The 26,923-nt window shown below is 65.7% G+C and carries 31 protein-coding genes and 3 tRNA genes; 9 read left to right on the top strand and 25 right to left on the bottom strand.

Annotation, left to right across the window (positions count from 1 at the left end; translation table 11 throughout):
• Positions 1-2: 2 nt before the first annotated feature.
• The 14 genes from NF681_07010 to NF681_06945 all read right to left on the bottom strand — a co-directional run bounded on the left by NF681_07010 (position 3) and on the right by NF681_06945 (position 7,011).
• On the bottom strand, positions 3-479 hold the full coding sequence (locus tag NF681_07010; protein ID UST54932.1) for a GNAT family N-acetyltransferase: 477 nt from the start codon (positions 477-479) through the stop codon (positions 3-5).
• A gap of 1 nt (position 480) precedes the next feature.
• Entirely contained in the window at positions 481-828 is a 348-nt protein-coding gene (locus NF681_07005; protein UST54931.1) for a hypothetical protein, read from the bottom strand.
• 193 nt (positions 829-1,021) lie between these two features.
• Positions 1,022-1,432: a DUF5681 domain-containing protein gene (locus tag NF681_07000; GenBank protein ID UST54930.1), complete on the bottom strand. Its 411-nt coding sequence runs from the start codon at positions 1,430-1,432 to the stop codon at positions 1,022-1,024.
• Between the two features lie 4 nt (positions 1,433-1,436).
• Positions 1,437-2,102: a hypothetical protein gene (locus NF681_06995; protein ID UST54929.1), complete on the bottom strand. Its 666-nt coding sequence runs from the start codon at positions 2,100-2,102 to the stop codon at positions 1,437-1,439.
• Position 2,103: 1 nt separating this feature from the next.
• Complete coding sequence (locus tag NF681_06990) at positions 2,104-2,382, bottom strand: hypothetical protein (GenBank protein ID UST54928.1); 279 nt, start codon at positions 2,380-2,382, stop codon at positions 2,104-2,106.
• A gap of 71 nt (positions 2,383-2,453) precedes the next feature.
• Positions 2,454-2,933, bottom strand: a complete 480-nt coding sequence (locus NF681_06985; protein UST54927.1) for a hypothetical protein — start codon at positions 2,931-2,933, stop codon at positions 2,454-2,456.
• Between the two features lie 137 nt (positions 2,934-3,070).
• Complete coding sequence (locus tag NF681_06980; protein ID UST54926.1) at positions 3,071-3,481, bottom strand: hypothetical protein; 411 nt, start codon at positions 3,479-3,481, stop codon at positions 3,071-3,073.
• Positions 3,478-3,738 carry a hypothetical protein gene (locus tag NF681_06975; GenBank protein ID UST54925.1) on the bottom strand — a complete coding sequence of 87 codons (261 nt, stop codon included), beginning with the start codon at positions 3,736-3,738 and terminating at the stop codon, positions 3,478-3,480. Before NF681_06975 ends, NF681_06980 begins: the two co-directional genes overlap by 4 nt.
• Positions 3,739-4,066: 328 nt before the next feature.
• A complete protein-coding gene (locus NF681_06970; GenBank protein UST54924.1) occupies positions 4,067-5,155 on the bottom strand; it encodes a helicase RepA family protein in 1,089 nt (362 codons plus the stop codon).
• Positions 5,152-5,610: a CHC2 zinc finger domain-containing protein gene (locus tag NF681_06965; protein ID UST54923.1), complete on the bottom strand. Its 459-nt coding sequence runs from the start codon at positions 5,608-5,610 to the stop codon at positions 5,152-5,154. Before NF681_06965 ends, NF681_06970 begins: the two co-directional genes overlap by 4 nt.
• A complete protein-coding gene (locus NF681_06960; GenBank protein ID UST54922.1) occupies positions 5,594-5,830 on the bottom strand; it encodes a hypothetical protein in 237 nt (78 codons plus the stop codon). Before NF681_06960 ends, NF681_06965 begins: the two co-directional genes overlap by 17 nt.
• 13 nt (positions 5,831-5,843) lie before the next feature.
• Entirely contained in the window at positions 5,844-6,047 is a 204-nt protein-coding gene (locus tag NF681_06955) for an AlpA family phage regulatory protein (GenBank protein ID UST54921.1), read from the bottom strand.
• A 239-nt stretch (positions 6,048-6,286) separates the two neighbouring features.
• Complete coding sequence (locus NF681_06950) at positions 6,287-6,670, bottom strand: hypothetical protein (GenBank protein ID UST54920.1); 384 nt, start codon at positions 6,668-6,670, stop codon at positions 6,287-6,289.
• The gene (locus NF681_06945; GenBank protein UST54919.1) at positions 6,667-7,011 is read right to left on the bottom strand and encodes a hypothetical protein; all 345 of its coding nucleotides are present in this window, start codon (positions 7,009-7,011) and stop codon (positions 6,667-6,669) included. The genes NF681_06950 and NF681_06945 overlap by 4 nt, the downstream gene beginning before the upstream one ends.
• A 392-nt stretch (positions 7,012-7,403) precedes the next feature.
• Here NF681_06945 and NF681_06940 point away from each other — a divergent pair, with 392 nt between their 5' ends.
• Positions 7,404-7,880, top strand: coding sequence for a hypothetical protein (locus tag NF681_06940; GenBank protein ID UST54918.1), 477 nt, complete (start codon positions 7,404-7,406; stop codon positions 7,878-7,880).
• Here NF681_06940 and NF681_06935 read toward each other — a convergent pair.
• The 7 genes from NF681_06935 to NF681_06905 form a co-directional block, all read right to left on the bottom strand.
• Complete coding sequence (locus NF681_06935; protein UST54917.1) at positions 7,867-9,093, bottom strand: tyrosine-type recombinase/integrase; 1,227 nt, start codon at positions 9,091-9,093, stop codon at positions 7,867-7,869. The two genes, NF681_06940 and NF681_06935, sit on opposite strands and share 14 nt — an antisense overlap.
• 132 nt (positions 9,094-9,225) lie before the next feature.
• Positions 9,226-9,313, bottom strand: a tRNA-Ser gene (locus tag NF681_06930).
• Positions 9,314-9,408: 95 nt separating this feature from the next.
• Complete coding sequence (gene hemW / locus NF681_06925) at positions 9,409-10,680, bottom strand: radical SAM family heme chaperone HemW (protein UST54916.1); 1,272 nt, start codon at positions 10,678-10,680, stop codon at positions 9,409-9,411.
• 49 nt (positions 10,681-10,729) lie between these two features.
• The gene (gene rdgB, locus NF681_06920) at positions 10,730-11,335 is read right to left on the bottom strand and encodes an RdgB/HAM1 family non-canonical purine NTP pyrophosphatase (GenBank protein UST54915.1); all 606 of its coding nucleotides are present in this window, start codon (positions 11,333-11,335) and stop codon (positions 10,730-10,732) included.
• A gap of 29 nt (positions 11,336-11,364) precedes the next feature.
• Entirely contained in the window at positions 11,365-12,093 is a 729-nt protein-coding gene (rph, locus tag NF681_06915) for a ribonuclease PH (GenBank protein ID UST54914.1), read from the bottom strand.
• A 40-nt stretch (positions 12,094-12,133) separates the two neighbouring features.
• A complete protein-coding gene (locus NF681_06910; GenBank protein ID UST54913.1) occupies positions 12,134-13,048 on the bottom strand; it encodes a serine/threonine-protein phosphatase in 915 nt (304 codons plus the stop codon).
• Positions 13,045-14,052 carry a serine/threonine protein kinase gene (locus NF681_06905; protein UST54912.1) on the bottom strand — a complete coding sequence of 336 codons (1,008 nt, stop codon included), beginning with the start codon at positions 14,050-14,052 and terminating at the stop codon, positions 13,045-13,047. Before NF681_06905 ends, NF681_06910 begins: the two co-directional genes overlap by 4 nt.
• Before the next feature lie 82 nt (positions 14,053-14,134).
• Between NF681_06905 and NF681_06900 the strand changes: the two genes are divergently transcribed.
• The 4 genes from NF681_06900 to NF681_06885 all read left to right on the top strand — a co-directional run bounded on the left by NF681_06900 (position 14,135) and on the right by NF681_06885 (position 18,274).
• Complete coding sequence (locus NF681_06900; protein ID UST54911.1) at positions 14,135-15,052, top strand: YicC family protein; 918 nt, start codon at positions 14,135-14,137, stop codon at positions 15,050-15,052.
• An 8-nt stretch (positions 15,053-15,060) separates the two neighbouring features.
• Entirely contained in the window at positions 15,061-15,681 is a 621-nt protein-coding gene (gene gmk, locus NF681_06895) for a guanylate kinase (GenBank protein UST54910.1), read from the top strand.
• Positions 15,682-15,720: 39 nt separating this feature from the next.
• Positions 15,721-15,924: a DNA-directed RNA polymerase subunit omega gene (rpoZ, locus tag NF681_06890; GenBank protein ID UST54909.1), complete on the top strand. Its 204-nt coding sequence runs from the start codon at positions 15,721-15,723 to the stop codon at positions 15,922-15,924.
• Between the two features lie 94 nt (positions 15,925-16,018).
• A complete protein-coding gene (locus tag NF681_06885; protein ID UST54908.1) occupies positions 16,019-18,274 on the top strand; it encodes a bifunctional (p)ppGpp synthetase/guanosine-3',5'-bis(diphosphate) 3'-pyrophosphohydrolase in 2,256 nt (751 codons plus the stop codon).
• Between the two features lie 27 nt (positions 18,275-18,301).
• Here NF681_06885 and greB read toward each other — a convergent pair whose 3' ends face one another.
• Positions 18,302-18,877 (bottom strand): transcription elongation factor GreB, encoded by a 576-nt coding sequence (gene greB / locus NF681_06880; GenBank protein ID UST54907.1) that lies wholly within the window; start codon positions 18,875-18,877, stop codon positions 18,302-18,304.
• Between the two features lie 590 nt (positions 18,878-19,467).
• On the opposite strand from greB, the gene NF681_06875 reads away from it, so the two are divergent.
• Entirely contained in the window at positions 19,468-21,774 is a 2,307-nt protein-coding gene (locus NF681_06875) for a hypothetical protein (GenBank protein UST54906.1), read from the top strand.
• Positions 21,775-22,028: 254 nt separating this feature from the next.
• Here the strand turns inward: NF681_06875 and NF681_06870 are convergent.
• The 3 genes from NF681_06870 to hrcA all read right to left on the bottom strand — a co-directional run bounded on the left by NF681_06870 (position 22,029) and on the right by hrcA (position 23,291).
• Positions 22,029-22,105: transfer RNA gene (locus NF681_06870), tRNA-Arg, on the bottom strand.
• Positions 22,106-22,175: 70 nt separating this feature from the next.
• Positions 22,176-22,252, bottom strand: a tRNA-Ile gene (locus NF681_06865).
• A gap of 34 nt (positions 22,253-22,286) precedes the next feature.
• Positions 22,287-23,291 carry a heat-inducible transcriptional repressor HrcA gene (gene hrcA, locus NF681_06860; GenBank protein UST54905.1) on the bottom strand — a complete coding sequence of 335 codons (1,005 nt, stop codon included), beginning with the start codon at positions 23,289-23,291 and terminating at the stop codon, positions 22,287-22,289.
• 29 nt (positions 23,292-23,320) lie between these two features.
• Between hrcA and NF681_06855 the strand changes: the two genes are divergently transcribed.
• From NF681_06855 to rapZ, 3 genes are all read left to right on the top strand, one after another.
• A complete protein-coding gene (locus NF681_06855) occupies positions 23,321-24,217 on the top strand; it encodes an NAD kinase (protein ID UST54904.1) in 897 nt (298 codons plus the stop codon).
• 62 nt (positions 24,218-24,279) lie between these two features.
• Positions 24,280-25,959: a DNA repair protein RecN gene (gene recN / locus NF681_06850; GenBank protein ID UST54903.1), complete on the top strand. Its 1,680-nt coding sequence runs from the start codon at positions 24,280-24,282 to the stop codon at positions 25,957-25,959.
• 110 nt (positions 25,960-26,069) lie between these two features.
• Positions 26,070-26,915, top strand: a complete 846-nt coding sequence (rapZ, locus tag NF681_06845; GenBank protein ID UST55693.1) for an RNase adapter RapZ — start codon at positions 26,070-26,072, stop codon at positions 26,913-26,915.
• Positions 26,916-26,923: the final 8 nt, after the last annotated feature.

Raw genomic sequence — 26,923 nt, 5'->3', positions numbered from 1 at the left:
GTTCAATCTCCTGCAAGCGTCTTGGACAGGGTGCAGCCGGCACTGGCATAGCCCATGCGGCCGTACATCTCGAGGGTCTGCTCGACGTGCACGCCGGTGCTGACGCCTAGGATCACGGAGGCGGCGCCTTGCTCGATCGACCATGACTCAATCGCCTGGATGAGCCTGGGAAAGGCCCGGCTCGGTCGGTGCGTGGGCTTGATGAACACCACCAAGTCGGTGACGAATCGCTCATCGTGAAAGAGGTGCTGATCCAGGATTGCGAGAGCCATGCCGATCAGGGTGCCGTCGCGCTCGGCGACGAACATGCAGCCGCGCAGGCCGGGCGAGGTACCTTGCAGCATCGTGAGCAGGCGGCGCACCTTGGTTTCTGAAAAACCCATGGTCCGGAATCGCGGGCTCTCGGCGTGCATATCGCGGCCCATTGCAACGAGGTCGTCGACGTCCTGCTCAACGGCGAGGCGGATGGTGGTGGACATATCAGTCTCCGGTCTGTGGTTCGCGCAGGACCCATTCGCCACCCTCGCCAGGCGGGCCAGGAATGAAGACGCGGTCGAAGTAGAAAAGTGACCGCTCGGTCATCTTGTGGGCAAGGCTGCCGGGTTCGTACTGGGCAAGGCGCTGCTCCAGCTCTTCCCGGGTGGGTGGCATTGGTTGCGGAGGCAGCGCTCCATGCTTGCGGTAGTAGTCAACGTCTGCGTGGTACTTGGGCAGCCATTTCTTCCTCATGCGCTCGGCAAGCCCTTTGACTCCCAAGACACCCGCGGCACCACCACTCCGGCGCACGAGGTCGCGTTTGAGCTGTTCGAGCAGGCTGCGTGCGGTCATGTGCGTCCTTTGAACGGGTCGTAGAGCAGGCGACTCCTGTAGCTCGCCTGGAAGGCACGCTCGCGCATGGCTTCCTCGAAACCAATGCGCACTTGGCTGGGTTGCAGAGGCTTTTGGGGTGGTCTCGGCGCGGTGCCGGACCACTCTGGGCTCTGATGCCACCGGCGGCGCTCGTCGTCGACAGGGGATCGGTTCATCTCTTGCTCAGCTCCTCACGAAGTTGACGCACGTCCGCTGCGACTTGATCGAAGTCAGCGATTCGTGCGGCGTTGGCGATGCCGGCAAGCAGGTCAGAGCCAACGTCGGGTGCGATCTGTCCGCACACGATCGCCTTGACGATCAGGGCGGATTGCTCGGTCGCAGTGGTCGCGCCAGCCATGTCCAGCAGGACCGGCAGGCTCTCAGGCTTCACCGATGGCAGCACGCGCTCCATGAGCGTGCGCGCGGCCTGCACGTCACCCTCTTGAGCCAGGGCAAGCAGTTTTTCTACGACGGCAGGCATGCGATCCAGAATGTTCTGGCGCAGGGCGACACGGGCCTCGATCGTGCCCTTGCTCGCTCGGCCTGACGGGTTGCCGGACTGGCCTGGCTTCCAAGCAGGCATCGCGCTACTTGAACTTTCCCGCGCGACGGAAGGCTCGAGCGCTCTTGGCCAGGGCAGCAACGATGCTCGGATGGTTGCCCAGGCCCGTCAGGTCCAGATAAGCCTTGGCCTTCGGGTCAGCGGCGACCATCGTGCGCATGTCCTTCAGGATCTGGCCGGCGTCGTCGCCGTACTCCGAGCGCAGCAGCTGCATGCTCTGGCCAGCCCATTCCTGAACGCGCTCCGGCGGCGGAAGCTCACGCGTGACAGCGGCAACAGCGTCGGCAACCTGGCTCATGTCGCCACCGTCGGCGCTCAGGCGACCCAGGGCCGGCCACCACTGCCCGACGACCTCCTGGGCCTGCTCGGGCGTTGCGCCGCGGCTGACGTAGGCCTGCTCGATGGCGTTGAGGGATGTCTTGTACGTCGTGCGCGGGTCGTAGAAGCTGGACGCCAAGACTTCCTCTGGCGTGCGCTCCCAGGGCGCAGGAGGGCTATCGCTCACATGCTCGACCTTCTCGGCCGGCTGCTCGACGACAGGGGCCTGAGCCTCGGCCTGCTCTTCATCGACGGGCGCTGACTCGGCAGGCTCGGCCACCACAACGGGCGCAGGAACTGGTGCAGGAGCGGGTTCAGCTGGTGCAGCGGCAGGCTTGGAACCGTAGAACACTTCGACGTCACTCAAGCTCATGTCAGCTCCCGAGCAGCGAGTTGCTGCCAAGGTTGAGGGAGGCCGGATTGATGCCGCTCGCTCCGCTCAAGAGCGTGCTGCCATTGCCCGCGAGCGCGCCCTGGGCGGCCGTGGCATTGCGCTTGAGGAGTGCATTGCGGTCCACCGCCTGAGCAGCCTGCGCGGGCTTGTCGGCCTGGGTCAACGGCTTGGGCGCGTCGACCTTCGGCGATTTCGCCAGGGCGGAGGTTGCAGCAGCGCCAGCAGCAGCGGTGCCGGCGATCGAGGCGACGGTGCCCACGGTGGATGCGGTAGAGGCCGAGAGGCCCAGAGCGATCAAAGATTCAACGCACATGGCTTGCTCCTGGTGGTTCAGACATCGAATTGCGAGGGGTCGCGCAGCTTTTCCGCCATGAAGGCACGGACACGTCCGGCTTTCCACTTGCACGCCTCCGGATCGGGCTGGACGTGAGCGGTCTCAGCCAAGGCGCGCGTGATGGCCTCGAAGACTTGGGAGCGGCAGCGCCCGTCGACTACGTTGGGGGAGGCAGCTCGAACAAAGGCGGCGTGCGCCTCTTCGTCGGCTTTATAAAAGGCCTCGATGGAAACCTTGAGCTGTTCGAGTTGACTCGTGACAGCAGCAGCGAGCACGCTGCGGTACTCGGCTGCCTCACAGGCAAGCCGAGCCAAATGAGCATCGCGTGCCAAGCGTTGCTCGGCTTGGTCGTCTGCGCTTTGCTCGGAGGCGAGCATCGCCGCATGCTCGTAGGTGCCGAGGCGTTGGCGCAGAGCATTGCCGACAGCCGTCAGGCGCTCGAGCTCGTCCGTCAGATCGACATCCTTGCGTGTCATGTCAGACACACAGGCTTCTATCTCCGCTTGGTTAGTGGCAAGCAAAGAGCGGCACCGGTTGATGCCGTGACGGAGCGAAGAGGGAATGGCTGAGGTCATGCATTTGATGATCCCAGCGGGTGCCCGCCCGTCCTAGCTCAGGAATGGAGGTGGAACGGCATTGGCACGGTTTCGATGAAAAAGCCGGTCTCGCGGTCGAGCACACGGACCCAGACCTCGTCTCCGCGCATTTCGGTTTCGATCGTGCTCAGCGCGGCGGCCAGCTTCGTTGAGACGTTGCCGATCTGGTCGACGCCACGCAACAAGGCTTGTCGCACGCATTTGTCAGGACGGGTGCGCTCGGCACCTTCAAGCAGGCCGGATGCATTCACCCACTGCCCTCGTGATTCAGCCAAGGCATGGAGCATCGATGCTGTCTTCCTCGCGTTGGATCGCGGCGCATAGATCGCTGTGTTGCCGTCTAGGCCCAGGCGGTACACGTCCGGCGCAACCAGCACGAAAAGCACGGTTGCTCGGACTGTCTTGGCTTGCTGAATCAGGGCGCTCATGAGATGCCCTTCCCCTTGCAATCCGCGATCAGTTCGTTGAGCAGGTTCACGCCGGCCTGTCCTGATGCATCAAGCAGGCGGCTGTGCTGCAGCTCCGAGACATGCCTGCGGAAGGTGCGGGATAGCTCTTCGAACGATAGGAGCGCCGGGTGTTGGTCTGCGAGCGCAGCGGCCAAGTTGTCTCCGGTCTCCGCACTGGGTTCGTTCAGGAACGCCATGTAAGCCATCACCACGAACGCGTCATCGAAGCTACTCATGGCTCTCTCCTGGCGCAGTTCATGGTCGTCGCCCCCTGATGCGTCCTGCTTGCAGGCGCCAGTCTCCTGGCCGGGTTTGTCTCCTCTGTCTCTCCCCTATAGGGAGAGGAGACAGTTGGAGACACCTGAAACCTTGTCTCCGATTGCTCATTGGAGACATAGGAGACAAGTTGGAGACTCCCCTGGAAACCCGCATGGATGCTGGCTTTGCACACTGCACGTAGTTGGAGACAAGAGGAGAAAAGCGCCTCCCTCGCCTGCTTAATCTGAGGGCAGTTTTCTGCTGCCCACTTTTTCAGCAGTTGGAGACTTTCGTAACAGAGGTGTATCAAGGATTCACCCCCGGGCGGCCTGGTAGCGCGACGATGCCAACGGACTCGATCAAGAGGCCGGCGTCGAGCATCTTGTTGATCTCGCGATAGACCGACGTGCTCGGGTACCTGCCGTCGAAATGCTTCACCAAAGCTCCACGAAGGCATCCACTGCCGCGCACCGTCAGGAACTCGGTAATGGCTCCCGCGACCTCGCTGGGCCGCTTGCCGCGCGCCGGCTTGTCGGCGGCAATGGTGGGTTCGACGACGCACGACGTGCGCTGCTTCCCCCATTTCCCCGGGCCCATGTCGATGGTCTCCAGGCGGAAGCCGATGCGATCGCCCTTCCCTCCCATGTCACGCTGCTTCGTGATCTCGGCGGTGCGCGTGCCAGCGAGCTCGTCGGAGGTCACCTCGATCTCGGTGTCGGTCGCCGCACGCAGGCCGCTCCAGCCGCGCATGCCGCGCGCCGCGTCCTTGCCCGAGTGGTGGATGAGCATGAAGTGCGCGCCCGTCTCCGCGCGGATGCGGTCGACGTGCTTCACGACCACGCCCATGTCCTCCCCGCTGTTCTCGTTCGCGCCAGCGCTCAGGCGCGCAAGGGTGTCGCCGATGACCAAGCCACAGGTCATGCCGTGTTCGGTCTCCAGTTCCTTCACGAGCGCGATGAGCGCCTTGGTGTCGCCGTCAGTGTCGAACAGGTTCACTGGTGACGCGACGATGGCCAGCATCGGCACCTTGCATTCGTGGTGCCGGTGGTAGGCCTTCAAGCGCTCGCGCACTGAGCGCGGCGCTTCGGTGGCCAGGTACACCACCAGCGACGGCTCGACGTTCCGGCCCATCCACGGCGTGCCCAGACACACGGATGCGGCCAAGTCGATCGCCAGGAAGGTCTTCCCGCTGTTGCTGTCGCCGTAGATCACGGACATGGCTTGGCGGCCGATCAGGCCCTCGACCAGTTCGTCCTCGAACTCCGGCTCGTCCGGCAGATCCTGGGCCAGCTGGTAGATCAGGCGCCGCATTGGAAGCGCAGGGCCAGGCGCGGATCGCAGTGGGTGATCGAAGACCGCCGCTGTCTCCTCGTACGTCTTGGCGCGCGGCGTCATCCGACTTCCTCCGCGATGTATTCGATGCGTGAGGCGGCCTGCAGGAGTCGCTGTCGGTCGTCATCGGTCAGGACAACGCCCTTCGCGATGTTGCCAGCGGCGACAGCAGCCAGCAGCGCTTCGAAGCGCAGCACGGACAGTGCTTCCCGCGCCGAGAACGGCAGCGGCTTCATGCGGGATGGCCGGTCGTTCTCCTGCCAGGCGTCGAGGTCCTTGCAGGCCTGCACGAAGTCGACGCCGGCGATGAGCATGCGGTACGCCACGACGTCGCCGCCTTTGGCGCCGCAGCCGCTCATGCAGACGAATGCACCCGTCTCCGTGTTAATGCGCATCGAGTCGCTGCCGCCGTGGAAATCGCATTTCGCGGTCTTCCACTTGCCAGGGCCTGTGAGGCGCAGACCTTCGCTCTCGAAGTAGGGAATAGCCTCCGGCAGGCGGTCACGAACGAAGGCCATGCTTCGCTCCTGTGAGCTGCGCGAGGAAGCCTTCCAAGTCGTGGATGGTGCTGCAGTGGCGACTTTGTCCCCAGCGGTGCACCTCGTAGAACATGCTGTCGCTCTTGGTCACCACGCGCAGCTCGTGACCCAGCAGGGCAAAGCGAGCGCGCAGGGTGGCAAGCTGCTTCAGATCAGCAGGCGTGCTCGCGCCCGGCGTATCGCCGTGAATCGTTTCCATGGTGTCCGCCCTTTCAGAGAGAACGGATCAGGCTGTCGATCGTGGAAGCGCGCCATACGGTCAGCTTCGGGCCAAGCTTCACGCCCGCTGGAAAACGACCTGCCTTGACGCCGTCCCACCATGTCGAAGGCGACACTGGAATGCGGGTCAAGACCTCGGGGAGACGCAGCAGCCGCTCATCGGCAGGCTGCTGAACGGGAGTCTGAGATTGGTTCATGGTTGGTCAGTGGCTACTAGTCGAAAAACCACCCGACCCGATAAACTCGAACCCTCCGCCAAGAGGGGTGCTTGTTCTTCGGTTCAGGTGCTCAAGAGGGCCTCATCGCACTCCCCTGCCTTGAGGCCCTCGCTATTGCAGCTTTGAAAACTGCTTGGATGGACAGAAACGGGTTTGCTTAAAGCCAAAGGCATTGTTTGAAAGGAAGGCAATAGTCATGTACCCGTTTATCGAAAAATTCATTCGGTCGACTGAAGTCGATTGTTTTCTTCAATGTGCCAACCGAAGCTGAGGTCTATGACCTTGTAAGCGCAGCGTCGAAAGTGGGCCGGATCGTCAACGAACTCTCCAGCTGCAGAAAAAGTGTCGCCCTCGTTGGCGCCTTCACGCGTCTCGAGGATGGCGACCCCTGTCACTTCGCCCTGCAGTACACGCTCGAGAGCCTGGAAGAAGACTTCTTTCACCTTCGCTACTTTGTCGGCATGCACTTGCTCGTGCCCTTTCTTCCGATCCAGCCGGTATGCACTGAGGCTGCGCACAGCTTTCGGTAGGGGCCCACGGCGCTGCCGCTGTGCCACAGGCCCAGGAGCGGATGTAGGCAGGGCCAGGACAGCGGCGCTCATGCTCCCACCTCGTCGCCCAGGAGAGCAGTGATGCAGGACGGTGGCAACAACCACTGCTCGGCATGGCCATTGCGCATGGTGTTGATGCTGTCGAGGCGCTGCAGCGCGACATCGGCCATCCAGCCCATGCGCATCACGACATCGCGAAGCGTGTCGACCTCGATCGCGTCAATCTCACCGTCACCGCAGGGCAAAAGCCGCAGACGATGATCGGTGCGATGAGCTAAGGCCGCGATCTCTGAGAGCAGGCTCTCGATTGCAGGATCAGCGGAAGAAGCGACTTTTAGGAAGTCGTTCACGGACGCCGCGGGCGCGGCTTGGGTAGACTTGCGAGTAGCCATGGTGTGCGGTCCTTCAAGAGTTGCACGTTGTGGTTAGGTCGGTCGGGTGTTCCACCACCCTTCCGGCCGCCTGGATTCGCTGCAGATTCAGGGCCGTTCCACCGGTCCCGCCGCCCTACAGCAAGGCATCATTCTTTCGGCGTTGTCACCTTGGCTCTGTCGATCTTTTCGCGAACCCAAGGCGCTCCGCCGAGCTGTGCCAGCTTCTCGCGCTGTGCCCCAGTCATTCGGATTGCAACCGTGTGAGTCTCATTGCCCGGATCAATGGCGGGCCTGCCACGAGACTTCTTTGCGGGGGTAGCGGGTTTCTCTGCCATGAGTTTATTGTGGTGGCTTAATCCGCGGAATGCAACCTTTTTTGTGGTTGTTTTATCGCGGACTTACCGCCCTTCATGCCAGTATCCGAAATCATCGATTCGACGCAGTGCGCTGCCCTCCTCCGCTGTACGTCTGGCCAGATCGAGGAGCTTGCCCAGGCAGGTGAGATCCCAGGACTGCAGATTGGGAGTTCATGGCTTTTCGTCCGAGCCGACCTGTTAATTTTTCTGGCGCAGAAGGCAAGGTTCGACGCGAGCCAGCGTCGCCTATCGCCACACGCGAAACCCCTCGCGCCAAGTCCTCAGAAAGCGCCCGCGGTAGCACCGGCACCGACACCCATCGATTCCGAGCCAGCCCTCAAGCTCGTACCTGCGAAGGAAGCAGCGCGGCTACTGTCGATGGGCATCTCAACCTTCTGGCGCGAGGTCAGCAAGAAGAACCTACCGCAGCCGGTGAAGATTGGCGGGCTCACGCGCTGGCGGGTGGCAGACCTGGTGCGGTGTGTTGAGGAGCTGTCTGCCAAGAGAACCGAAACGCCTAAGCTGTTTTGAACTCCAGCACGTTCCCGCCCGTGTGCGTCTGGTCGAGAAAGTCGGCCCAGGCCTGCATCATGGCCGCGCGCTTGGCCAACATGTCGCCGCGCCGGTAGGCCGCCTCTACGGCGTTCTCGATCGCGTGGGCCAGCGCCATCTCGGCCAAGTCGCGCGGGTAGTTCGTGCGTTCGGCGGCCCAGTCGCGAAAGGTCGATCGGAACCCATGCGGCACGGCGGTCAACTTCAAGCGCCGCATGACAGCCGTCAGCGACATGTCGGATAGCGGGCCCTTCCGGCCGGGGAACAGCAGGTCCGATGCCTCGAAGCGCGGTAGCTGCTCCAGCATGGCGAGGGCCTGGGTCGACAGGGGAACACGGTGTTCCTTCTTCGCTTTCATCCGCTCGGCCGGCACGGTCCATACCCGGGCCTCAAGGTCGATTTCTGACCATCGCGCGCCGCGGACCTCGCCTGAGCGTGCAGCGGTTAGCACAGCCAGCTCGAGCGCGCGAGCGCTAGAACCGTCCACCTGGCGCAGGTCTGCCACGAACGCGGCCACGCCGTCGACGGGCACGGCCTTGTGATGCTTCACCTTCGCGATCTTCTTTGGCCTGGCCAGCAGTTGATCGAGGTGGCCGCGCCAGCGCGCCGGGTTCTCGCCGGTGCGGTAGCCGCGCGCCGTCGCCCAGTCGAGGATCGACTCGATACGTCCACGCAGTCGGGATGCCGTTTCCGTTTTTGTCGTCCAAATCGGTTCGAGCACCTTCAGCACGTTGGATACGTCGACGTCCGCCACCAGGAGGCTGCCGATGACGGGCGACGCATAGGTCTCGATCGTGGTCTCCCACTGGGTGTGGTGCTTGGCGTTGGCCCACTCGCCGGACTTGGCCTTGATGTACGCGGTAGCGCACTGGTCGAAGGTCCTGGCCTTGGCGGTGGCCGCCGCGACGGCGCTGCGGGCCTCTCTGCGGGCCTGGATGGGATCGGTGCCGGCGTGGATCTTCGCCCGTGCGTCCCGTGCTCGCTGCCGGGCCTCTGCCAGCGGCACGTCGGGAAAGCCGCCCAGGCCCATGTCTCGGCGCTTGCCAGCCACCATGGCACGGAGCACCCAGGACCGGGCGCCCTCCTCATTGATCTTGAGCTGCAGGCCAGCGACACCACCGACTGCGTGAGCACCGGGCTTCACCAGACGACTAACCTGGAGCGCGCCTAGCTCTGCTGCTTTTTTGGGCATGTCCGCATTTCCATCATCCTTGCTGCCAAAACGAAACCGATCTGGCTGGATGATATCGGACTAAACCGGAGTCATTTCTAAGCAGTGCCCCAATGAAAAAGGCCCTTTGCAGGGCCTCTTCATTTGGTGTGATGGCGGAGAGTGTGAGATTCGAACTCACGGACGGTCGCCCGTCGGCAGTTTTCAAGACTGCTGGTTTAAACCACTCACCCAACTCTCCGGAACCGTCTCCGGGTGGCGGAGACAGCCGACGATTCTAGCGGGACCGCGAACCCGGCCGCCACGCGGAACGCGCGGCGCGGCCGGGTCCGGCGCTCAGCCGGCCTCCGCCAGGAACAGCGCCTGCAGGTCGTTGAGGAAGTCGAATCCACGCTCGGTCGGCCAGGCGTGCCACAGGTCGCGCGCGAGCAGTCCCTTGCGCTCGGCCTCCTCCAGGGGACGCTGGATGGCGGCGATCGACAGGCCGGTGCGCTCGCCAAATTGCGCCAGCGTGAAGCCTTCCTTCAGGCGCAGCGCGTTCAGCATGAACTCGAACGGCAGGTCGGCCAGCGCGATGTCGTCGCTGCGCGAGACGGCCGCGCCCGCGAGAGCGCCCTCCATGTAGCGCACCGGATCGCGCCGGCGCACCTGCCGCAGCACGCGGTGCGCGAAGCTGAGCTTGCTGTGCGCGCCGGCGCCGATGCCCAGGTAGTCGCCGAACTGCCAGTAGTTCAGGTTGTGCGCGCAGCGGTGGCCGTCGCGCGCATAGGCCGACACCTCGTAGCGCGACAGACCCTGCACGCCGGTGCGCGCCGTGATGCGGTCGAGCATGTCGTAGGCGGTGTCGTCCTCGGGCACGGCCGGCGGAAACCTGGCGAAGTAGGTGTTGGGCTCGATGGTCAGGTGGTAGACCGACAGGTGCGGCGGCGCGAGCGCGAGCGCCTGGTCGAGGTCGGCGTCGAGCTGCTGCGGCGTCTGGCCGGGCAGCGCGTACATCAGGTCGAGGTTGAAGGTGTCGAAGGCGCTCGCGGCCTCCTCCACCGCGGCGATCGCCTGCGCGCGGTCGTGCACGCGACCCAGCGCCTTCAGGTGGTCGTCGTTGAAGCTCTGCACGCCCACCGACAGCCGCGTGACGCCGGCGGCGCGGTAGGCGCGGAAGCGGTCGCGCTCGAAGGTGCCGGGGTTGGCCTCCAGCGTGATCTCGCAGTCAGGCGCCAGCTTCAGGCGCGCGCGCAGGTCGCCCAGCAGGCGATCGATGGCCGCCGGCGAGAACAGGCTGGGCGTGCCGCCACCGATGAAGATCGTGTGCACCGTGCGGCCCCAGACGAGCGGCAGCGCCGCGTCGAGGTCGGCCACCAGCGCGTCGAGGTAGCGCGCCTCGGGGATCGACGGCGTGTCGCCACCGCCGCCACGCCATTCGTGCGAATTGAAATCGCAGTAGGGGCACTTGCGCAGGCACCACGGCAGGTGCACGTAGAGCGACAGCGGCGGCAACGCGGCGAGTTGCAGCGGCCCGGGGCGCATGTGGTGCAGCACGTCGTTGGCGCGCGCCGCGCCGCCGGCGACGTCGTCGCCGGACGCGTCCAGGCGCTGGATCGGGATGTTCATGGGGATGGCGAGGACGATGACGGTTGCGATGGCGCGGCGCGGCGGTGGTTCATCGCGTGCGCCAGGCCCCCCGCATGAGCGCGACCATGGTGCGCGCCGCCTGTCCGCGATGGCTGTTGGCGTTCTTGACCTCGGGCGACAGCTGCGCGAAGGTGCGGCCGAACTGCGGCAGGAACATCACCGGATCGAAGCCAAAGCCGTTCTCGCCCACCGGCTCGCGCGTGATCTCGCCGGCCGCACGGCCGACGGCCACCAGGGGCTCCGGGTCGTCGGCGCGCCGCAGCGCGACCAGGGTGCTGACCAGCGCGGCGCGGCGGTTGTCGACGCCGGCCATCTGTTCGAGCAGCGCGCGCACGTTGTTGGCATCGCCCTTGGCGTAGCCGAAGCGGGTGGCGTAGTAGGCGGTGTCGACGCCGGGCAGGCCGCCGAAGGCATCGACGCACAGCCCCGCGTCGTCGGCGATGGCGGGCAGTCCGGTCGCGGCCGACGCGTGGCGCGCCTTGGCCAGCGCGTTCTCGACGAAGGTGCGGAACGGCTCGGCGGCCTCGCCCACACCCAGGTCGGACTGGCGCACGAGTTCGAATCCCAGCGGCGCCAGGAGCGGCTGCAGTTCGGCGAGCTTGCCGGCGTTGTTGGAGGCGAGGACGAGCTTCATGGCACACGACGATCGGACGGGCCCGCGCCTCAGGCCGCCAGCGCCTGGCGCTGCAGCGAGACGAGTTCGCCGATGCCCTTGGCGGCCAGGTCGAGCAGCGCGCCCATCTCCGCGCGCGTGAACGCCGCGCCCTCGGCCGTGCCCTGCACCTCGATGAAATCGCCGGCGCCGGTCATGACGACGTTCATGTCGGTGTCGCAGGCCGAATCCTCGACGTATTCCAGGTCGAGCAGCGGCGTACCCGCGACGATGCCCACGGAGATCGCCGCCACGCTCTGGCGGATGGGCGACGCGGCGATCAGGCCGGCCGCCAGCAGCGTCGCGACGGCATCCTGCGCCGCCACGAACGCCCCCGTGATGGCGGCCGTGCGGGTGCCCCCGTCGGCCTGAAGCACGTCGCAGTCGAGGTGGATGGTGCGTTCGCCCAGCGCCGCCAGGTCGAACACGGCGCGCATGGAGCGGCCGATGAGGCGCTGGATCTCCTGCGTGCGGCCGGTCTGCTTGCCCTTGGCGGCCTCGCGGCTGCCCCGGGTGTGGGTGGCGCGCGGCAGCATGCCGTACTCGGCGGTCACCCAGCCCTCGCCGCTGCCCTTCTTGTGCGGCGGCACCTTCTCCTCGACCGAAGCGGTGCACAGCACGCGCGTCTGGCCGAACTCGATGAGCACGGAACCCTCGGCGTGGATCGTGAAGCCCCGGGTGATGCGCACGGGGCGCAACTGATTGGCGGCACGCTGGCCGCTGCGGATGAAATCGGTCATGTCGAAGGAAGAAGGGAGGAAGGGGGAAACGGAACGGGGCTCAGGCCTTGCGTGCCGCCGAGCGGCGGATCGCCTCGTTGATCTCCGCGATCGAGCGTTCGATGGTGTCCTCGTCGAGGTCGTCGAGCTCGTGATCGGCGGGTATGCCGGCCTGGATGGTGGAGGCGAAGACCCCGTCGTTGATGCTGTCGGTCGACACGCCCCGCGCCGTGCCGGCGGCGCCGGGCGAACCGGACGTCTCCCATTCGACGGCCACGAGCGTGACGTTGTCGCTGCGGACGCCTCCGCGGCGCAGTGCCAGCTCCGCCAGGTCCGGCGCGGCGTCGGAGACCGGCTTGCCCGATGAGAGCGTGTGCACGATGAGCGCGTCGTCGAGCACCCCCCACACGCCATCGGAGCACAGCATGATGCGGTCGCCGTGGAGCAACGGCATGGGCGCGGAGATGTCGAACACCGGCGGCGTGGGCGAGCCCAGGCACGTCAGCAGGAGATTGCGGTTGACGTGTTCGGCCGAGCTGCCCGGACGGGGACGCTCGGCATGCGAGTGGTCGCGCGTGCGCTTGAGCATCACGCCGTCGCGCACCACGTAGAGCCGCGAATCACCGCAATGCAGCCAGGTCGCGTGACCCCCCTGGATGACCGCCGCCACGAGCGTGGTGCGCGGGGTGTCGAGCATGCCCCGGTTGCCCGCGTACCGCATGATCTGCTGATGCGCCGTCATGGTGGCCGAGGCCAGGAACGAGGTCACGTCCTTGAGCACCGGCCGGGCCTCGCGCTGGAACAGCGCCGCGATGGTCTGCAGCGCCATCTGTGCGGCCACCTCGCCTTCGGGATGGCCGCCCATGCCGTCGGCCAGCAGGAACAGGCCCGATTCGCGCGTGTAGCAATAGCCCATGCGGTCCTCGTTCTTGACGCGTCCACCGCGGCGGGTGACCTGGAAGACGGAGAACTTCATGGTGGCTGCGTCGTCGGTGCGGGCGTCTTGGGCAGGCTCTTCTTGTCGAGCGAGCGCATGTTGTCGATCGACAGGCGCATCTTCTCGCCGACGGTGAGCTTGCTGTAGCGGCGCTCGCCGTCGCGGCTGAGTTCCCTCTGCAGCGCGAAGACCGACTGGGGGCGCGACAGCGGATCGAGCGACATGCACCACTCCACGACCTCGATCAGGTTGTCCGAATAGATGCCGCGCAGCCGGGAGAGCGACAGGCCGAGGCGGTCCTTCTCGATGCGCTGGGGGGCGTCGTTGGGTGGATAGCCCTGCATGCAGGCGTACATGCACGCGCCGATCGCATAGATGTCGGTCCACGGCCCCATCGACGAATCGCGGCGGTACATCTCCGGCGCGGCGAAGCCGGGGGTGTACATCGGGCGGATGAAATTGCCTTCCTTGGACAGCACCTCGCGCGCGGCGCCGAAATCGATCATCACGGCACGGTCGTCGTCGGTCACGAAGACATTGGCAGGCTTGATGTCGAGGTGCAGCATCTTGTGCTGGTGGACGATGCGCAACCCGCGCAGGATCTCGTCGAACAGCGAGCGGATGGTGGATTCTCGGAACACCTTCTGCCTGCGCAGGTCGCGGGCGGTGACGATGAAGTCCTGCAGGGTCGCGCCCTCCAGGTAGTTCATGACCATGTAGACGGTCTCGTTCTCCCGGAAGAAGTTCAGCACGCTCACGACCGACGCATGGGAGATCTGCGCCAGCGAGCGTCCTTCCTCGAAGAAGCTCTTGAGGCCGAGCCGGTAGAGGGACAGCTTCTCCGGCGGCACCTGAGGCGCGAGCTCGCCGATGCCGCGGGTGGCGAGCGAGGACGGCAGGTATTCCTTGATGGCCACCTGCTGACCCTCGCGGTCAACGGCCAGGTAGACGACCCCGAATCCCCCCGCCGACAACCGGCGCACGATGCGGTAATCGCCGATGGCCGTCTCCGGCAGCAGGGGCGAGGGTTTGACCTTTGACATAATCCGGGAGTTTCGCCGAAGGGCAATCCGAGGGCAGTGGTGCCGCCGCCCCGGCGCAGGCTACAAATCACAGTGAGGCGAGATGCCAGTTTACAGCATGACCGGCTATGCCAACGGCCAGAACGGACCCGTTGCCACCCAGCCAGACACCGAGTCCCGGCCATCGAACATCGGCCGTCTGGGCGTCGAGATCCGATCGGTCAACAGCCGCTTCCTGGACCTGACCTTCAAGCTTCCGGAGGAGTTGCGCCAGCACGAAGGCGCCCTGCGCGAGTTGCTCTCGTCGCGACTCAAGCGTGGCAAGGTCGAGTTGCGCGCGTCGCTCGAGAGCCTCGCGCCGTCCGGCGTCGCCGAGCCTTCCATCCGCCTCCTGCAGCGCCTCAACGGCATCCAGGACAACGTGCGCGCCTGGCTGCCCGCGGCATGCGAGCTGAGCGTGGCCGACGTGCTTCGCCTCGCCGCCAACGGCGACTCGTCGGTCCGTGCCGACGCGGGGCCCGATCTGCTCGACGTGACGCGGGACGCGCTGGACAGCCTGCTGGCCGCACGCGAACGCGAAGGCGCCCGCTTGGCCGACCTGCTGCGCGGCCAGCTCGAAAGGCTGCGCGGCCTCGTCGCGCAGGCCGCTCCGCTCGTCCCGAAGCTGGTCGAACAGCAGCGCACCCGTTTCCTGGAGCGCTGGGGAGAGGCCATGGGCCTGACCGGCAACGCGCTGCCCGAAGCCGCCCAGGACCGTGCCCTGAGCGAGGCCACGGCTTTCGCGATCCGCATCGACGTCGCCGAGGAACTGGCGAGGCTGGCTTCGCACCTCGACGAGATCGAGCGCCTGCTGCACAAGGGCGGCGAAGCCGGCAAGCGCCTGGATTTCCTCATCCAGGAACTGCATCGCGAGGCCAACACGCTGGGTTCCAAGTCGGCTGCCCTCGAACTGACGCACATCGGTGTCGACATGAAGGTGTTGATCGAGCAGATGCGCGAGCAGGTACAGAACATCGAGTGAAGGCACGCATGGACTACCCCGGCAATCTTTTCGTCGTCGCCGCGCCCAGCGGCGCGGGCAAATCCAGTCTGGTCAAGGCCCTGATGGAACTCGACTCGGCGGTGCAGCCGTCCGTCTCCCACACCACGCGCGCGCCCCGCGGCCAGGAAAAGCACGGCCGCGAATACTTCTTCGTCTCCCAGCCCGAATTCGACGCGATGGTCGAATCCGACGTGTTCCTGGAATGGGCGCATGTCCACGGACAGCGCTACGGCACTTCCAAGAAGGCGATCGAGGAGCGCGTCGCCCTCGGCGCGGACGTCATCCTGGAGATCGACTTCCAGGGCGCGATCCAGATTCGCAAGACGTTTTCCAACGCCGTCCTCATCTTCATCCTGCCGCCGAGCTGGGAGGAGTTGCGTTCACGCCTCGAGCGTCGCGGCGAGGACAGCGCCGAGGTCATCCAGTTGCGCCTGGGCAATGCGGCCGACGAGATGGCCCGTGCCGGCGAATTCGACTTCGTTATAATCAACGAGGTATTCGAGCGCGCGCTTTTCGACCTGAAAGCCATCGTCCACGCGCAACGCCTCCGGTATTCCGCCCAGCGCCGAGCGCGCGCCGACACCTTCTCGGCACTGAACATTCCCTGAGCGTCTCCCCCTCAACGATCCTTTCCGAAAGAAGACCCCATGGCCCGCATCACCGTCGAAGACTGCCTCGAGCAGATCCCCAACCGCTTCCAGCTCGTGCTGGCCGCGACCTATCGCGCCCGGATGCTCAGCCAGGGTCACGCCCCCAAGATCGAGAGCAAGAACAAGCCTGCGGTCACCGCCTTGCGCGAAATCGCCGAAGGCAAGATCGGCATCGAGATGCTCAAGAAGGTTCCCGGCTGAATCCGATGGATCCCCGCTACGAAGAAGCACCGCACCGCGGTGCTTTTTTTACGTCCGGACACGGCATCGGGCAGCCCGCGCTAAAGTGCAAGCCATGAGTGCGGTTGTGAAATCCCTGTCAGATGCGCCTGATGGCGCAGCCAGGCCGAGCCCGGCGGCCCTGAACGCCGCCGCCGCCAGCTTCGCCGCGCTCACGGCCCGGCTCGACTACCTGAGCGCGACCGACACGGACATGGTGCGTCGCGCCTACCGTTTCGCCGACGAGGCGCACCTGGGACAGTTGCGCAACAGCGGCGAGCCCTACATCACCCACCCGATCGCCGTCGCTGCCCAGTGCGCCGAATGGAAGCTCGATGCCCAGGCGCTCATGGCCGCCCTGCTGCACGACGCGATCGAGGATTGCGGCGTCACGAAGTCCGAACTCATCGAGCGCTTCGGCGCCCCGGTGGCCGAGCTCGTGGACGGCCTCACCAAGCTCGACAAACTCCAGTTCGACACGCGCGAGGAAAACCAGGCCGAATCGTTCCGCAAGATGCTGCTTGCCATGGCGCGCGACGTGCGCGTCATCCTCATCAAGCTCGCCGATCGCACCCACAACATGCGCACCCTGGACGATGCGCCGCGCCAGAAATGGACCCGCATCTCCAGCGAGACGCTGGACATCTACGCACCCATCGCCTACCGCCTGGGGCTCAACCAAACCTACCGGGAACTCCAGGAACTGTCGTTCCGCCACCTCCGTCCTTGGCGCCATTCGGTGCTCGCCAAGGCGGTTGCCAAGGCCCGTGGCCGTCGTCGCGACCTGATCCAGAAGGTCCAGCGCGAGGTCGAACTCGCCTTCGGTCAGGCGCAGATCAACGTGCGCATCGCCGGTCGCGAGAAGACGCTCTATTCGATCTACCGAAAGATGGAGGACAAACACCTGAGCTTCGCCCAGGTGACCGACATCTATGGTTTCCGCCTGATCGTGCCCAACGTGATCAGCTGCTACACCGGCTTGGGCATCCTGCACCAGATGTACAAGCCCCTGCCGGGCAAGTTCAAGGACCACATCGCGATCGCCAAGCTCAATGGCTACCAGTCGCTGCACACCACGCTGGTGGGTCCGGCGAGCGTGAATGTCGAATTTCAGCTGCGAACCGAGGCCATGCACGTGGTGGCGGAGTCGGGCGTGGCAGCACACTGGCTCTACAAGGCGGCCGATCCGAGCACCGCCGGCAACGATCGCCTGGGCACCAAGTGGCTGCAGTCGCTGCTCGACATCCAGGACGAGACACGCGACGCCACGGAGTTCTGGGACCATGTCAAGGTCGACCTCTTTCCCGACGCGGTCTACGTCTTCACGCCGAAGAGCCAGATCATGGCCCTGCCACGAGGCGCCACGGTGGTCGACTTCGCCTACGCCATCCACAGCAACATCGGCGATCACACCTCGGCGGCGCGGATCAATGGCGACCAGGTGCCCCTGCGCACTGAACTCAAGAACGGTGACGTGGTCGAGGTCATCACCGCCCCCGTCTCCACGCCCAATCCGGCATGGCTGGGTTTCGTCCGCACGGGCCGCGCGCGTTCCAAGATCCGCCACTACCTCAAGACCCTGGCGCATGCCGAGTCCGAAGGTCTGGGCGAGAAGCTGCTGGCGCAGGCCCTGCGCGCCGAGGGACTGGGCCGATTGCCGGCGGACGACGCCGACCATCAGCCCATCTGGGACAAGCTGCTGCGCTTCACCGGCAGCCGGACCCGGTCCGAACTGCTGATCGACATCGGCCTGGGCAAACGGGTGGCCAGCATCGTGGCCAAGCGGCTCATGGCGTTGTTGGCCGAGCGCGGCGAAAAGCCGGACGCCCTGATGCTCAGCCGCGAGCGTTTCACGGCCCACGAGACGGTGTCGCAGGGCGCGGTGACGCTCGACGGCAGCGAGAACTCGTCGGTCCGGTTCGCCCTGTGCTGTCGTCCCATTCCAGGCGATCCGATCGTCGGCTACCTCGGCCATGGCGAGGGCCTGGTTGTCCACACCGAGGGCTGCGGCGTCGGCCAACGGCTGCGCTACAAGGACAGCGAGCGTTTCTTCGCGGTGGAATGGAGCGACGAGCCCGTCCGGACCTTCGAGACGCGCATCCTGGTCACGGTGCGCAACGACAAGGGCATGCTGGCGCGCGTGGCCTCGACACTCACCGAAGCGGAAGCCGACATCACGCACGTGGAAATGGCCGACGAGACGCCCCAGGAACTGCTCGACCTGCGCTTCGTACTCGCGGTGCGCGACCACGCCCATCTCGAGGCCGTGCTGCGCGCGGTCAGGCGCACCACGTCGGTCCTCACGGCCACGCGGGTCGTGCCGGCGAACTGAGCCACCAGCGATCGCGTCGCTGACGGTTCAGTCGTCCAGCGCGGAGGGCGCCGGATAGCCGACCTCCAGGATCTCGATCTCGCGCGCGCCGCCCGGCGTCGCGAGTCTCACACTGTCGCCTACCCGGGATCGCAGCAATGAACGGGCGATGGGCGAGATCCAGCTCACCTGCGCCTGGGCGCTGTCGGCTTCGTCGATGCCCAGGATCGTCACGCTCTGCTCGTCGCCCCGTTCGTCGGCGTAGCGCACGGTGGCACCGAAGAAGACCTGATCGCTGCCGTGGTGCGCCGAGGGATCGGTGATCTCGGCGATCTCGAGCCGCTTGCCCAGGAAACGGATGCGCCGATCGATTTCCCGCAGCCGCTTCTTGCCATACAGGTAATCACCGTTTTCCGAACGATCGCCATTCTTGGCCGCCCAGTGCACCGCCTCCACCACCTGTGGTCGTTCCACGTCCATCAGGTTGACCAACTCGTCGCGCAGGCGCGCGAAGCCCTCGGGCGTGATGTAGTTCTTGCCGCCGCCCGGCAACGACGCCGCGGCGGCCTCGAGACCATCGTCCTGTTCGTCCGAATCGGACTCCTTGGTGAATGCCTTGCTCATCGCGTCCTGACTCCGAAAATCGAAAACCGTCCTGGTTTCTGGCATGGGGCCTCGAGGATAGCGGCGCGCCGACAGAGGCGCGCTCTTGGGCGGCGGAGCAGAAATCGGTGGCCGGAGCCGCACCGGACGTCCTGCACGAACGATGTTCAGACGTTGCGTCAAGGAAGTGAAAGTGTTTCCAAACCTACTTCCTCCGACCGGCGACTTTCCACGTCCGGACGAACGGCTCGCGGCCCAAAGAACTTTTTGACATGAGCTTCTCCAGTGGGCATGTTGTTGCATTGCAACAATTTTCACCAAGACACGATATTTGCGGAACTCTTTGCAATGCGGGCAATCAGTGTGCCCCTTCGTTACTTGACCAAGCGTTTATTACTTTGTCGGACAAATACGAGTTGAACGTAGGACTAAGCCCGCGTAAAAACTCCTTTTCTGTCTAACAAGAGGACGCTTAAGTGTCGAAAGTATTAAAGTGTGTGAATCTGAGCGCTGCGGCTTTGACCCTGGCCATGGTGTCGCTGTCGGCTCAGGCACAAAGCACCCTGCTGAGCAGCCAGAACGGAACCTTCAGGCTGACTGAGACGACGACCGTGCTCTACGGCGCATACGGCAAGTTCAACCAGAAAAGCCTTGGCGCGGGAACCTATTCCTGCACCGACGGCTTTTTCGGCGATCCTTTCCAAGGCGTCCTGAAAGCATGCTACACATCGGCCACCAGCACATCGTCGAGTGGTGGCGCGTCCACCCTGCTGGCCACCCAGCCTGCTTCGTTCACCTTGAACGCCACCACCACCGTCAGCTACGGCGCGAACGGAACCTTCACCCAGAAGTCGCTGACCGCCGGCACGTACCAGTGCGGTGACGGTCTCTTCGGCGATCCGCTTCGTGGCGTGCTCAAGTCCTGCTATTCCAACGGCACCACGTCGACGGCCGAAGCAGCGGCGTCCCCGTCCGTTTCCCAACCGACATCGACCCCGACGACCGTCGCCAGCAACGGCACGGTCACGGCCGTCTCCGGCGACGTGGTCGTCAACGGCGCGGTCTCCAACGCCGAGTACCAGGCCATGGCCCAGAAGATGGGCACCGAGGAGGCCATCGCCTACCGCTACGGCCCCTCCTCGGCCGAGTACGGCACGGCCAGCCAGGGCGGCCTGCCGACGTACGGCAAGCGCCAGAGCCAGTTGATGAACATGGTCTCCATCCAGAACCCCAACGGCCTGGGCAACCGCGGCTGCGCCTGGACCGTCTGGTGCGGCACTTGGCAGGTCGGCGGTCCCCTGGAGTACTACTGGGGCGACTACAGCTCCAACATCCTGAACTTCGCCTACGTCGCCGACGCCAACCCGGACGCGAGCTTCTACAGGAAGTCCTATGCCGCGGCCGTGGGCTCGGTCCAAGTGCTCAATGTCGGACACAACGTCAATTCGGTCGAGCCCGAGCCGAGTTGGACGACCTACGCCGGGGCGGCCAACGACGGCGGCGCGATCGACGCGAACATCGACACCTACCGGAAGTCGTTCACGATGGAAAAGCCCGTCGCCCTGGCCAAGTGCTACGGCCGTGGCGGCTGGTGCACCAACTCCCTGGCGGTGTACGCCGACGGGCGCATCATCGGCGTGGGCAGCAACACCTCCCACAACTTCGTGAGCACCAAGCTGCCCGCGGGCAAGGTGCCCACCGCCCTGACCATCACCAACAGCGGCGAGTTCGCCCTGGTCACGGTGTGGGACACCGCGGCCATGCGCGGCCAGATCGCGGTGGTCGCCCTGGGCGACGGCTGCCAGAGCTGCACCGCGACCAACGAAAGCAACTGGGGACCCAACTGGGGCAACTGGAAGCGCACGTACCCCGGCGCCCCGGGCCTGGGCAACTACAACTACGCCAAGCTCATCGGCTTCGTCGACCTGCCGGACTCGCTCAAGGCGCCCACCGAGATCTCGGCCTCCACCGGCCTCTCGCGCTGGGACTACGAATCGGTCAAGAGCTTCTGGAACACCGACCTGGACAACCAGAGCGTGCGCAACCGTTATGCGTCGGGCGACCTGTCCAACACCTACGCCCGTGCCGGCATGGCGGTGGTGATCTCCAAGTCGGAGAAGCGCGCGGCCTTCGTCGACCTGCGCCCGCTGTTCGCCTACTACAAGCAGCAGTACTTCGTGCAGTCGCAGTCGGGCTTCAACGCCATGATCGCCAACCGCGGCGACGGCGCCAGCCAGTGGCCCTACACCTTCGATGTCGTTTCGTCGCAGAAGCCCAGCGTGATCAAGGTCGTCGACCTGGCCAACCGCCCCACCGCCGTCAAGGTGAGCCTGGAGGCGCCGCACCGCGCCTTCATCGCCACCCAGGAAGGCAAGCTGCGGGTCTTCGACCTCGGCACGGGCTACCTCAACCAGGCCGGCGGCGGTTCGCCCTCGGACATCGCCGAGAAGTTCTCCGTCGACGTGGGCCGCAACCCGACCAACATCGGCTATGTCAAGGACCACGCGTCGGGCACCAACTCCGTGCTCAAGTCCATCTACCCGAACTCGATACAGAAGGAACTGATCGTCACGTCACGCGGTGATCGCAAGGTGCAGTGGGTGCGTTTCGACAGCGGCTTCAATTCCGCTTCGGTGGCGCGCACTTTCCAGGAAAGCCGCGTGATCGATCCGATCGCCACGGAAGACAACGAGAATCACGGCACCGAAAGCTACATCGTGAGCGTCGTCGACTACGCCGGCAAGGGCATCCACAACTTCCTCTACGGTCCCATCATCTGGCACACGAACGATTCATCGAAGGCCTGCGCACCGGCCAAGGGTGGCTGCCAGATGCTCAACGGCGGCCCGTTCGAGTACGGTGGCACCTTCAAGGTCCCGGGCAAACCCTTCCACGGCGCAGTAGCCAACATCAACTGATGCACGGTGTCGGTCCCCTGCCGACCGACACCTGTTTCGGTGAATGGAAGGACCGCTGCCTCGCGCAGCGACGGCGGGGCACGACAAAAGCCCCGCCAAAGAGAAATGGCTCCTTAGCGAAGGAGCCATTTCTCTTTGGCGGTCGGCCTTCCGGCCTCATGAACAAGCCGGTTCGGCTGGTCGGGAAAGGAAGACCGGCATTCGTGACACAAAGGAAAAAGCCCCGGAACATTGCTGTTCCGGGGCTATCCGTATGGTGCGGCTGGCAGGAATTGAACCCACGACCCCTTGGTTCGTAGCCAAGTACTCTATCCAACTGAGCTACAGCCGCTGAGCTTCGAATTATAGCATGCGAAATCTGCCATTTCTACGAAAACACAAATTTCATTGCATTTTTCACCTGGTAGGCCGTGTTGGACTTGAACCAACGACCAAAGGATTATGAGTCCTCTGCTCTGACCAGCTGAGCTAACGGCCCCTACGCGCCGCAGATTCTAGTGGTCCGCCACGCGTCACTTGCGATGCGTCAGCGCATTGGTCACCAGGCGCGAGGTGATGTCGACGATCTGAATCATCCGTTCGTAGGGCATGCGCGTCGGACCGATCACGCCCAGCCGGCCCACGACTTCGCCATCGACCTCGTAGTTGGCGCTGACGATCGACAGTTCCTCGAACGGAACGACTTGGCTCTCGCCGCCGATGAAGATGCGGACGCCTTCGGCCTTGCTCGACACGTCCAGCAGGCGCACCAGCTGCGCCTTCTGTTCGAAGAGATCGAAGGCGCGGCGCAGCTGGCCCATGTCGCTGGAGAAATCGCTCACGGCAAGCAGATTGCGCTCGCCGGAGATGACGACCTCATCCTGCGATTCGGTCATCGCGTCGGTGCTCGCCTGCACCGCCGCCTGCATGAGCGATGCGATCTCGCCACGCAGCTTCTCCACTTCCGACTGCAGCCGGTCGCGCACCTGTTCGATGGACAGCCCGGCATAGTGGGCGTTGATGTAGTTCGCCGCCTCCACGAGTTGCGACTGGGTGTGGTCGGTATCGGGAAAGATGACGCGGTTCTGCACGTCCCCGTCGGGCGCCACGATGATCACCAGCAGCCGGCGATCGGACAGGCGCACGAATTCGATCTGCTTGAAGACCGAGGTGCGACGCGGCGCCATCACGACACCCACGAACTGCGACAGGCTCGACAGCAGGTGCGCCGCGTTCGCGATGACTTTCTGCGGCTGGTCGGCCGCGAGGCTCGGCGTGGCGAACTGCTCGCGCTCGGCCGTGAGCATGGTGTCGACGAACATCCGATAGCCGCGTGCCGTGGGAATGCGACCGGCGGAGGTGTGGGGGCTGGTGATGAGGCCCAGTCCTTCCAGGTCGGACATCACGTTGCGGATGGTGGCCGGGGACAGTTCCAGCCCCGAAGCGCGCGAGAGCGTGCGCGAACCCACGGGTTGACCCTCGGCGATGTAGCGCTCGACGAGTGTCTTGAGAAGCAACTTGGCCCGGTCGTCCAGCATCGCCGGATTTTAGTGTTGTAATTTGACGCATGACCTCGCGTTTCCGGCATGTCGCGCTCATCGGCAAATACCAGGCATCGGGCCAGCGGGCCCAGGCGGGCGCCGAGGACGGCGTCATGGAGGACATCGGCGCCTTTCTCGAATCCCAGGGTTGCGAGGTGGTGGTCGAGCGCTCGACGGCCGACCACGTGGAGACCAGCCGGTACGCGTCGCTCACGGCCGAGGAGATCGGCGAACGCTGCGACCTCGGCCTGGTGGTCGGCGGCGACGGCACGATGCTGGGCATCGGCCGCCAGCTGGCGCCCTATGGCGTGCCGCTCATCGGCATCAACCGCGGACGCCTCGGCTTCATCACCGACATCGCCCTGGACAGCTACCAGTCGCGCCTCGTGCCCATGCTCGCGGGCGAGTACGAGGAAGACCACCGCAGCCTGATGCATGCGAGGGTCATGCGCGAGGGCGATTGCGTGTTCGATGCGCTGGCCATGAACGACGTGGTCGTCAATCGCGGGGCGACCTCGGGCATGGTCGAGCTGCGGGTGTCGGTGGGCGGCAATTTCATCGCGAACCAGCGCGCCGATGGCCTGATCGTCGCCTCGCCCACCGGTTCGACCGCGTACGCGCTGTCGGCCGGCGGACCGCTGATGCATCCCTCCATTCCAGGCTGGGTGCTGGTGCCGATCGCACCGCACACGCTGTCCAACCGCCCGATCCTTCTGCCCGACGCCGAGGAGATCACGCTCGAGCTGGTGTCGGGGCGGGGCGCCAGCGCGAACTTCGACATGCAGTCGCTCGCCTCCGTCGAGATCGGCGATCGCGTGGTGGTGCGGCGTTCCGACTACCGCGTGCGCTTCCTGCACCCGCGCGGCTGGAGCTATTTCGACACGCTGCGCAAGAAACTGCACTGGAACGAGGGCGGCTCCTAGACCATGCGCGTCCTCGCTCCCATCCTGTCCCCGACGACATCCCCGCATTTCCAGGAACGCTGATGGCATTGAGACGCATCGCCCTGCGCGATTTCGTGATCGTGCGCGCGCTCGACATCGACCTCTCCGCCGGCTTCACCGTGCTGACCGGCGAGACCGGCGCGGGCAAGTCGATCCTCATCGACGCCCTGCAACTCGCGCTGGGCAACCGCGCCGACGCGGGTGCGGTGCGCGAGGGCGCCGAACGCCTGGACGTGAGCGTCGAATTCGACACCGATCCAGATTTCGCCGCATGGCTGGACGCCGGCGGCTTCGAAGCCGGCGATTCGCTGCTCCTGCGCCGCACGGTCGATCTCCAGGGCCGCAGCCGCGGCTGGATCAACGGCAGCCCCGCCACGGCCACGCAGTTGCGCGAGATCGGCGACCGCCTGCTCGACATACACGGCCAGCACGCCTGGCAGAGCCTCACGCGGCCGGACGCCGTGCGCGGCCTGCTCGACGCCTACGCCGGTCTGCGTGGGGACGCGCTCGACGGCGTCTGGCAGCGCTGGCGTCAGGCGCTGGCCGCGCTTCAGTCGGCGCGCGGCGCTCAGGATTCCCTGCAGCGCGAGCGCGAGCGGCTGCAGTGGCAGATCGGCGAGGTCGCCAAGCTGGCGCCGGGTGCCGACGAGTGGGAGGAACTCTCGACCAGCCACTCCCGCATCGCCAACGCGCAGGCGCTGATCGAGGCCGCCGAGGGCGCGCGCACCGCCCTCGAGGACGACGACGGCGGCGCGCTCGCGGCGCTGCACCGCGCCCTGTCGCTGCTGCAGGACTGCGAGCACATCGAGCCCGAGTTCAAGGCATTGACCGAGGTGCTGGCCTCCAGCGTCGCCCAGGCGTCCGACGCCGCGCATTCGCTGCACGGCTACCTGCGCCACGCCGACCCCGATCCGCAGCGCCTGGCCGAACTCGACGAACGCATGGGCCTGTGGATGTCGCTGGCGCGCCGCTACAAGCGCTCGCCCGAGGATCTGCCGGCACTGCTCGCTGGCTGGCAGGACGAATTGCGCGCCCTGGATGCGCAGGGTGACCTCGATGCCCTGGAGCGCGCCGAGCAGCTTGCGCAGCAGGCCTATCTGAAGGAGGCGCGCGCGCTGGGCAAGGCACGGGCGCAGGCCGCGCCCCGGCTGTCGAAGGCCGTGACCCAGGCCATGCAGGGCCTGGGCATGCAGGGCGGCCGCTTCGAGGTCGCTCTGCAGCCGCTGGCCCAACCCGGCCGCGCCGGCCTGGAAGAGGTGGCCTTCCTCGTCAGCGGGCACCCGGGCAGCACGCCGCGTCCGATCGGCAAGGTGGCCTCGGGCGGCGAACTTTCGCGCGTGGCGCTGGCCATCGCGGTGACCACCAGCGAGCTCGGCGCGGCCCAGACGCTGATCTTCGACGAGGTCGACGCCGGCGTCGGCGGCGCGGTGGCGGAAACCGTCGGACGCCTGATGCAGCAGCTCGGCCGCGACCGACAGGTGCTCGCCGTGACCCACCTGCCCCAGGTGGCGGCCTGTGCCGACCACCATCTGCTCGTGGCCAAGCGACAGGTGCGCGCGGCCGGCGGCGAGGACGCGCGCACGGAGAGCGGCGTCGCCGTCCTCGCGGACGATCGCCGCGTGCAGGAAATCGCCCGCATGCTCGGTGGCGAGCGGGTGTCGACGACGTCGCTGGCGCATGCGCGCGAGATGCTCGGCCCACAGGATGCGAGGACCCCATGAACGACGAATTGCCACCCTCCCCGACGCCCGGTCCCCCGGCGGTGGCGGACCCGGCGCCGGGTCCCGACGCACCTGCGACCTCCGCGCTGGAGCTGGTGCTGATCACGGGCATGTCCGGCTCGGGCAAGTCGGTGGCGCTCAATGCCCTGGAAGACGCGGGCTACTACTGCGTCGACAACCTGCCGCCGGAACTGCTCGCGCCGTTCATCGCGTTGCAGCGGCAGCAGGACGCCCGTCAGGTGGCGGTGGCCATGGACGTGCGCAGCGGCGTCTCGCTGCCCCTGGTGCCGCAGCAGCTCGAGAGTCTGCGGCGCGAGGGACTGGTTTTGCGTTCACTGTTCCTGGAGGCCACCACCGAGGCCCTGGTGCGGCGCTATTCCGAATCCCGGCGGCGCCACCCGCTCTCGCGCGAGGACCGGCGCATCGAGGGCAACGACCAGCAGCGCCTGCTGATCCACGCCATCGACCTGGAACGCGAACTGCTCGCCGACCTGCGCGACGGTGCCGACGTGATCGACACCAGCATCATCCGGCCGGCGCAACTGCAGAGTTACGTGAAGGCGCTGATCTCCGCACCGCAGAGCGCGCTCACGCTGGTGTTCGAGTCGTTCGCCTTCAAGCGCGGCGTGCCACTCGATGCCGACTACGTCTTCGACGTTCGCATGCTGCCCAACCCGCATTACGTGCCTGCCCTGCGGCCGCTCACCGGGCGCGACGGCCCCGTGATCGACTGGCTGCGCGATCATCCCGACGTGGCGCGCATGTACGAGGACATCGCGCAGTTCCTGGAACGCTGGCTCGACGCGCTGGCCAGCGACCACCGCAGCTACGTCACCGTGGCGATCGGCTGCACCGGCGGTCAGCATCGCTCGGTGTTCCTGGTCGAGCAGCTCGCGCGCAGCTTCGGGACGCGCTGGGCCACGCTCAAGCGGCATCGCGAACTCGACGGCGTCTGAGCCCGCCT

The organism is Comamonadaceae bacterium OTU4NAUVB1 (assembly GCA_024372625.1).
In the GTDB taxonomy this organism is placed as follows: Bacteria; Pseudomonadota; Gammaproteobacteria; order Burkholderiales; family Burkholderiaceae_C; genus Variovorax.
Note: the sequence above shows the minus strand (reverse complement) of the source record. Positions and strands in the feature narration are given on the sequence as shown.

Coding starts and splice junctions, on each gene's coding strand:
- NF681_06950 (UST54920.1), bottom strand. CDS start 6,670: ATGAGCGCCGCTGTCCTGGCCCTGCCTACATCCGCTCCTGGGCCTGTG.
- gmk (UST54910.1), top strand. CDS start 15,061: ATGGACTACCCCGGCAATCTTTTCGTCGTCGCCGCGCCCAGCGGCGCG.
- rapZ (UST55693.1), top strand. CDS start 26,070: ATGTCCGGCTCGGGCAAGTCGGTGGCGCTCAATGCCCTGGAAGACGCG.
- NF681_06965 (UST54923.1), bottom strand. CDS start 5,610: ATGGCCTTCGTTCGTGACCGCCTGCCGGAGGCTATTCCCTACTTCGAG.
- NF681_06940 (UST54918.1), top strand. CDS start 7,404: ATGCCAGTATCCGAAATCATCGATTCGACGCAGTGCGCTGCCCTCCTC.
- rph (UST54914.1), bottom strand. CDS start 12,093: ATGACCGATTTCATCCGCAGCGGCCAGCGTGCCGCCAATCAGTTGCGC.
- NF681_06945 (UST54919.1), bottom strand. CDS start 7,011: ATGGCTACTCGCAAGTCTACCCAAGCCGCGCCCGCGGCGTCCGTGAAC.
- rdgB (UST54915.1), bottom strand. CDS start 11,335: ATGAAGCTCGTCCTCGCCTCCAACAACGCCGGCAAGCTCGCCGAACTG.
- NF681_06980 (UST54926.1), bottom strand. CDS start 3,481: ATGAGCGCCCTGATTCAGCAAGCCAAGACAGTCCGAGCAACCGTGCTT.
- NF681_06935 (UST54917.1), bottom strand. CDS start 9,093: ATGCCCAAAAAAGCAGCAGAGCTAGGCGCGCTCCAGGTTAGTCGTCTG.
- NF681_06995 (UST54929.1), bottom strand. CDS start 2,102: ATGAGCTTGAGTGACGTCGAAGTGTTCTACGGTTCCAAGCCTGCCGCT.
- greB (UST54907.1), bottom strand. CDS start 18,877: ATGAGCAAGGCATTCACCAAGGAGTCCGATTCGGACGAACAGGACGAT.
- NF681_06855 (UST54904.1), top strand. CDS start 23,321: ATGACCTCGCGTTTCCGGCATGTCGCGCTCATCGGCAAATACCAGGCA.
- NF681_06970 (UST54924.1), bottom strand. CDS start 5,155: ATGACGCCGCGCGCCAAGACGTACGAGGAGACAGCGGCGGTCTTCGAT.
- hemW (UST54916.1), bottom strand. CDS start 10,680: ATGAACATCCCGATCCAGCGCCTGGACGCGTCCGGCGACGACGTCGCC.
- NF681_06985 (UST54927.1), bottom strand. CDS start 2,933: ATGACACGCAAGGATGTCGATCTGACGGACGAGCTCGAGCGCCTGACG.
- NF681_06975 (UST54925.1), bottom strand. CDS start 3,738: ATGAGTAGCTTCGATGACGCGTTCGTGGTGATGGCTTACATGGCGTTC.
- rpoZ (UST54909.1), top strand. CDS start 15,721: ATGGCCCGCATCACCGTCGAAGACTGCCTCGAGCAGATCCCCAACCGC.
- NF681_06960 (UST54922.1), bottom strand. CDS start 5,830: ATGGAAACGATTCACGGCGATACGCCGGGCGCGAGCACGCCTGCTGAT.
- NF681_07005 (UST54931.1), bottom strand. CDS start 828: ATGACCGCACGCAGCCTGCTCGAACAGCTCAAACGCGACCTCGTGCGC.
- NF681_06910 (UST54913.1), bottom strand. CDS start 13,048: ATGAAGTTCTCCGTCTTCCAGGTCACCCGCCGCGGTGGACGCGTCAAG.
- hrcA (UST54905.1), bottom strand. CDS start 23,291: ATGCTGGACGACCGGGCCAAGTTGCTTCTCAAGACACTCGTCGAGCGC.
- NF681_06955 (UST54921.1), bottom strand. CDS start 6,047: ATGAACCAATCTCAGACTCCCGTTCAGCAGCCTGCCGATGAGCGGCTG.
- NF681_06885 (UST54908.1), top strand. CDS start 16,019: ATGAGTGCGGTTGTGAAATCCCTGTCAGATGCGCCTGATGGCGCAGCC.
- NF681_07000 (UST54930.1), bottom strand. CDS start 1,432: ATGCCTGCTTGGAAGCCAGGCCAGTCCGGCAACCCGTCAGGCCGAGCG.
- NF681_06900 (UST54911.1), top strand. CDS start 14,135: ATGCCAGTTTACAGCATGACCGGCTATGCCAACGGCCAGAACGGACCC.
- NF681_07010 (UST54932.1), bottom strand. CDS start 479: ATGTCCACCACCATCCGCCTCGCCGTTGAGCAGGACGTCGACGACCTC.
- recN (UST54903.1), top strand. CDS start 24,280: ATGGCATTGAGACGCATCGCCCTGCGCGATTTCGTGATCGTGCGCGCG.
- NF681_06905 (UST54912.1), bottom strand. CDS start 14,052: ATGTCAAAGGTCAAACCCTCGCCCCTGCTGCCGGAGACGGCCATCGGC.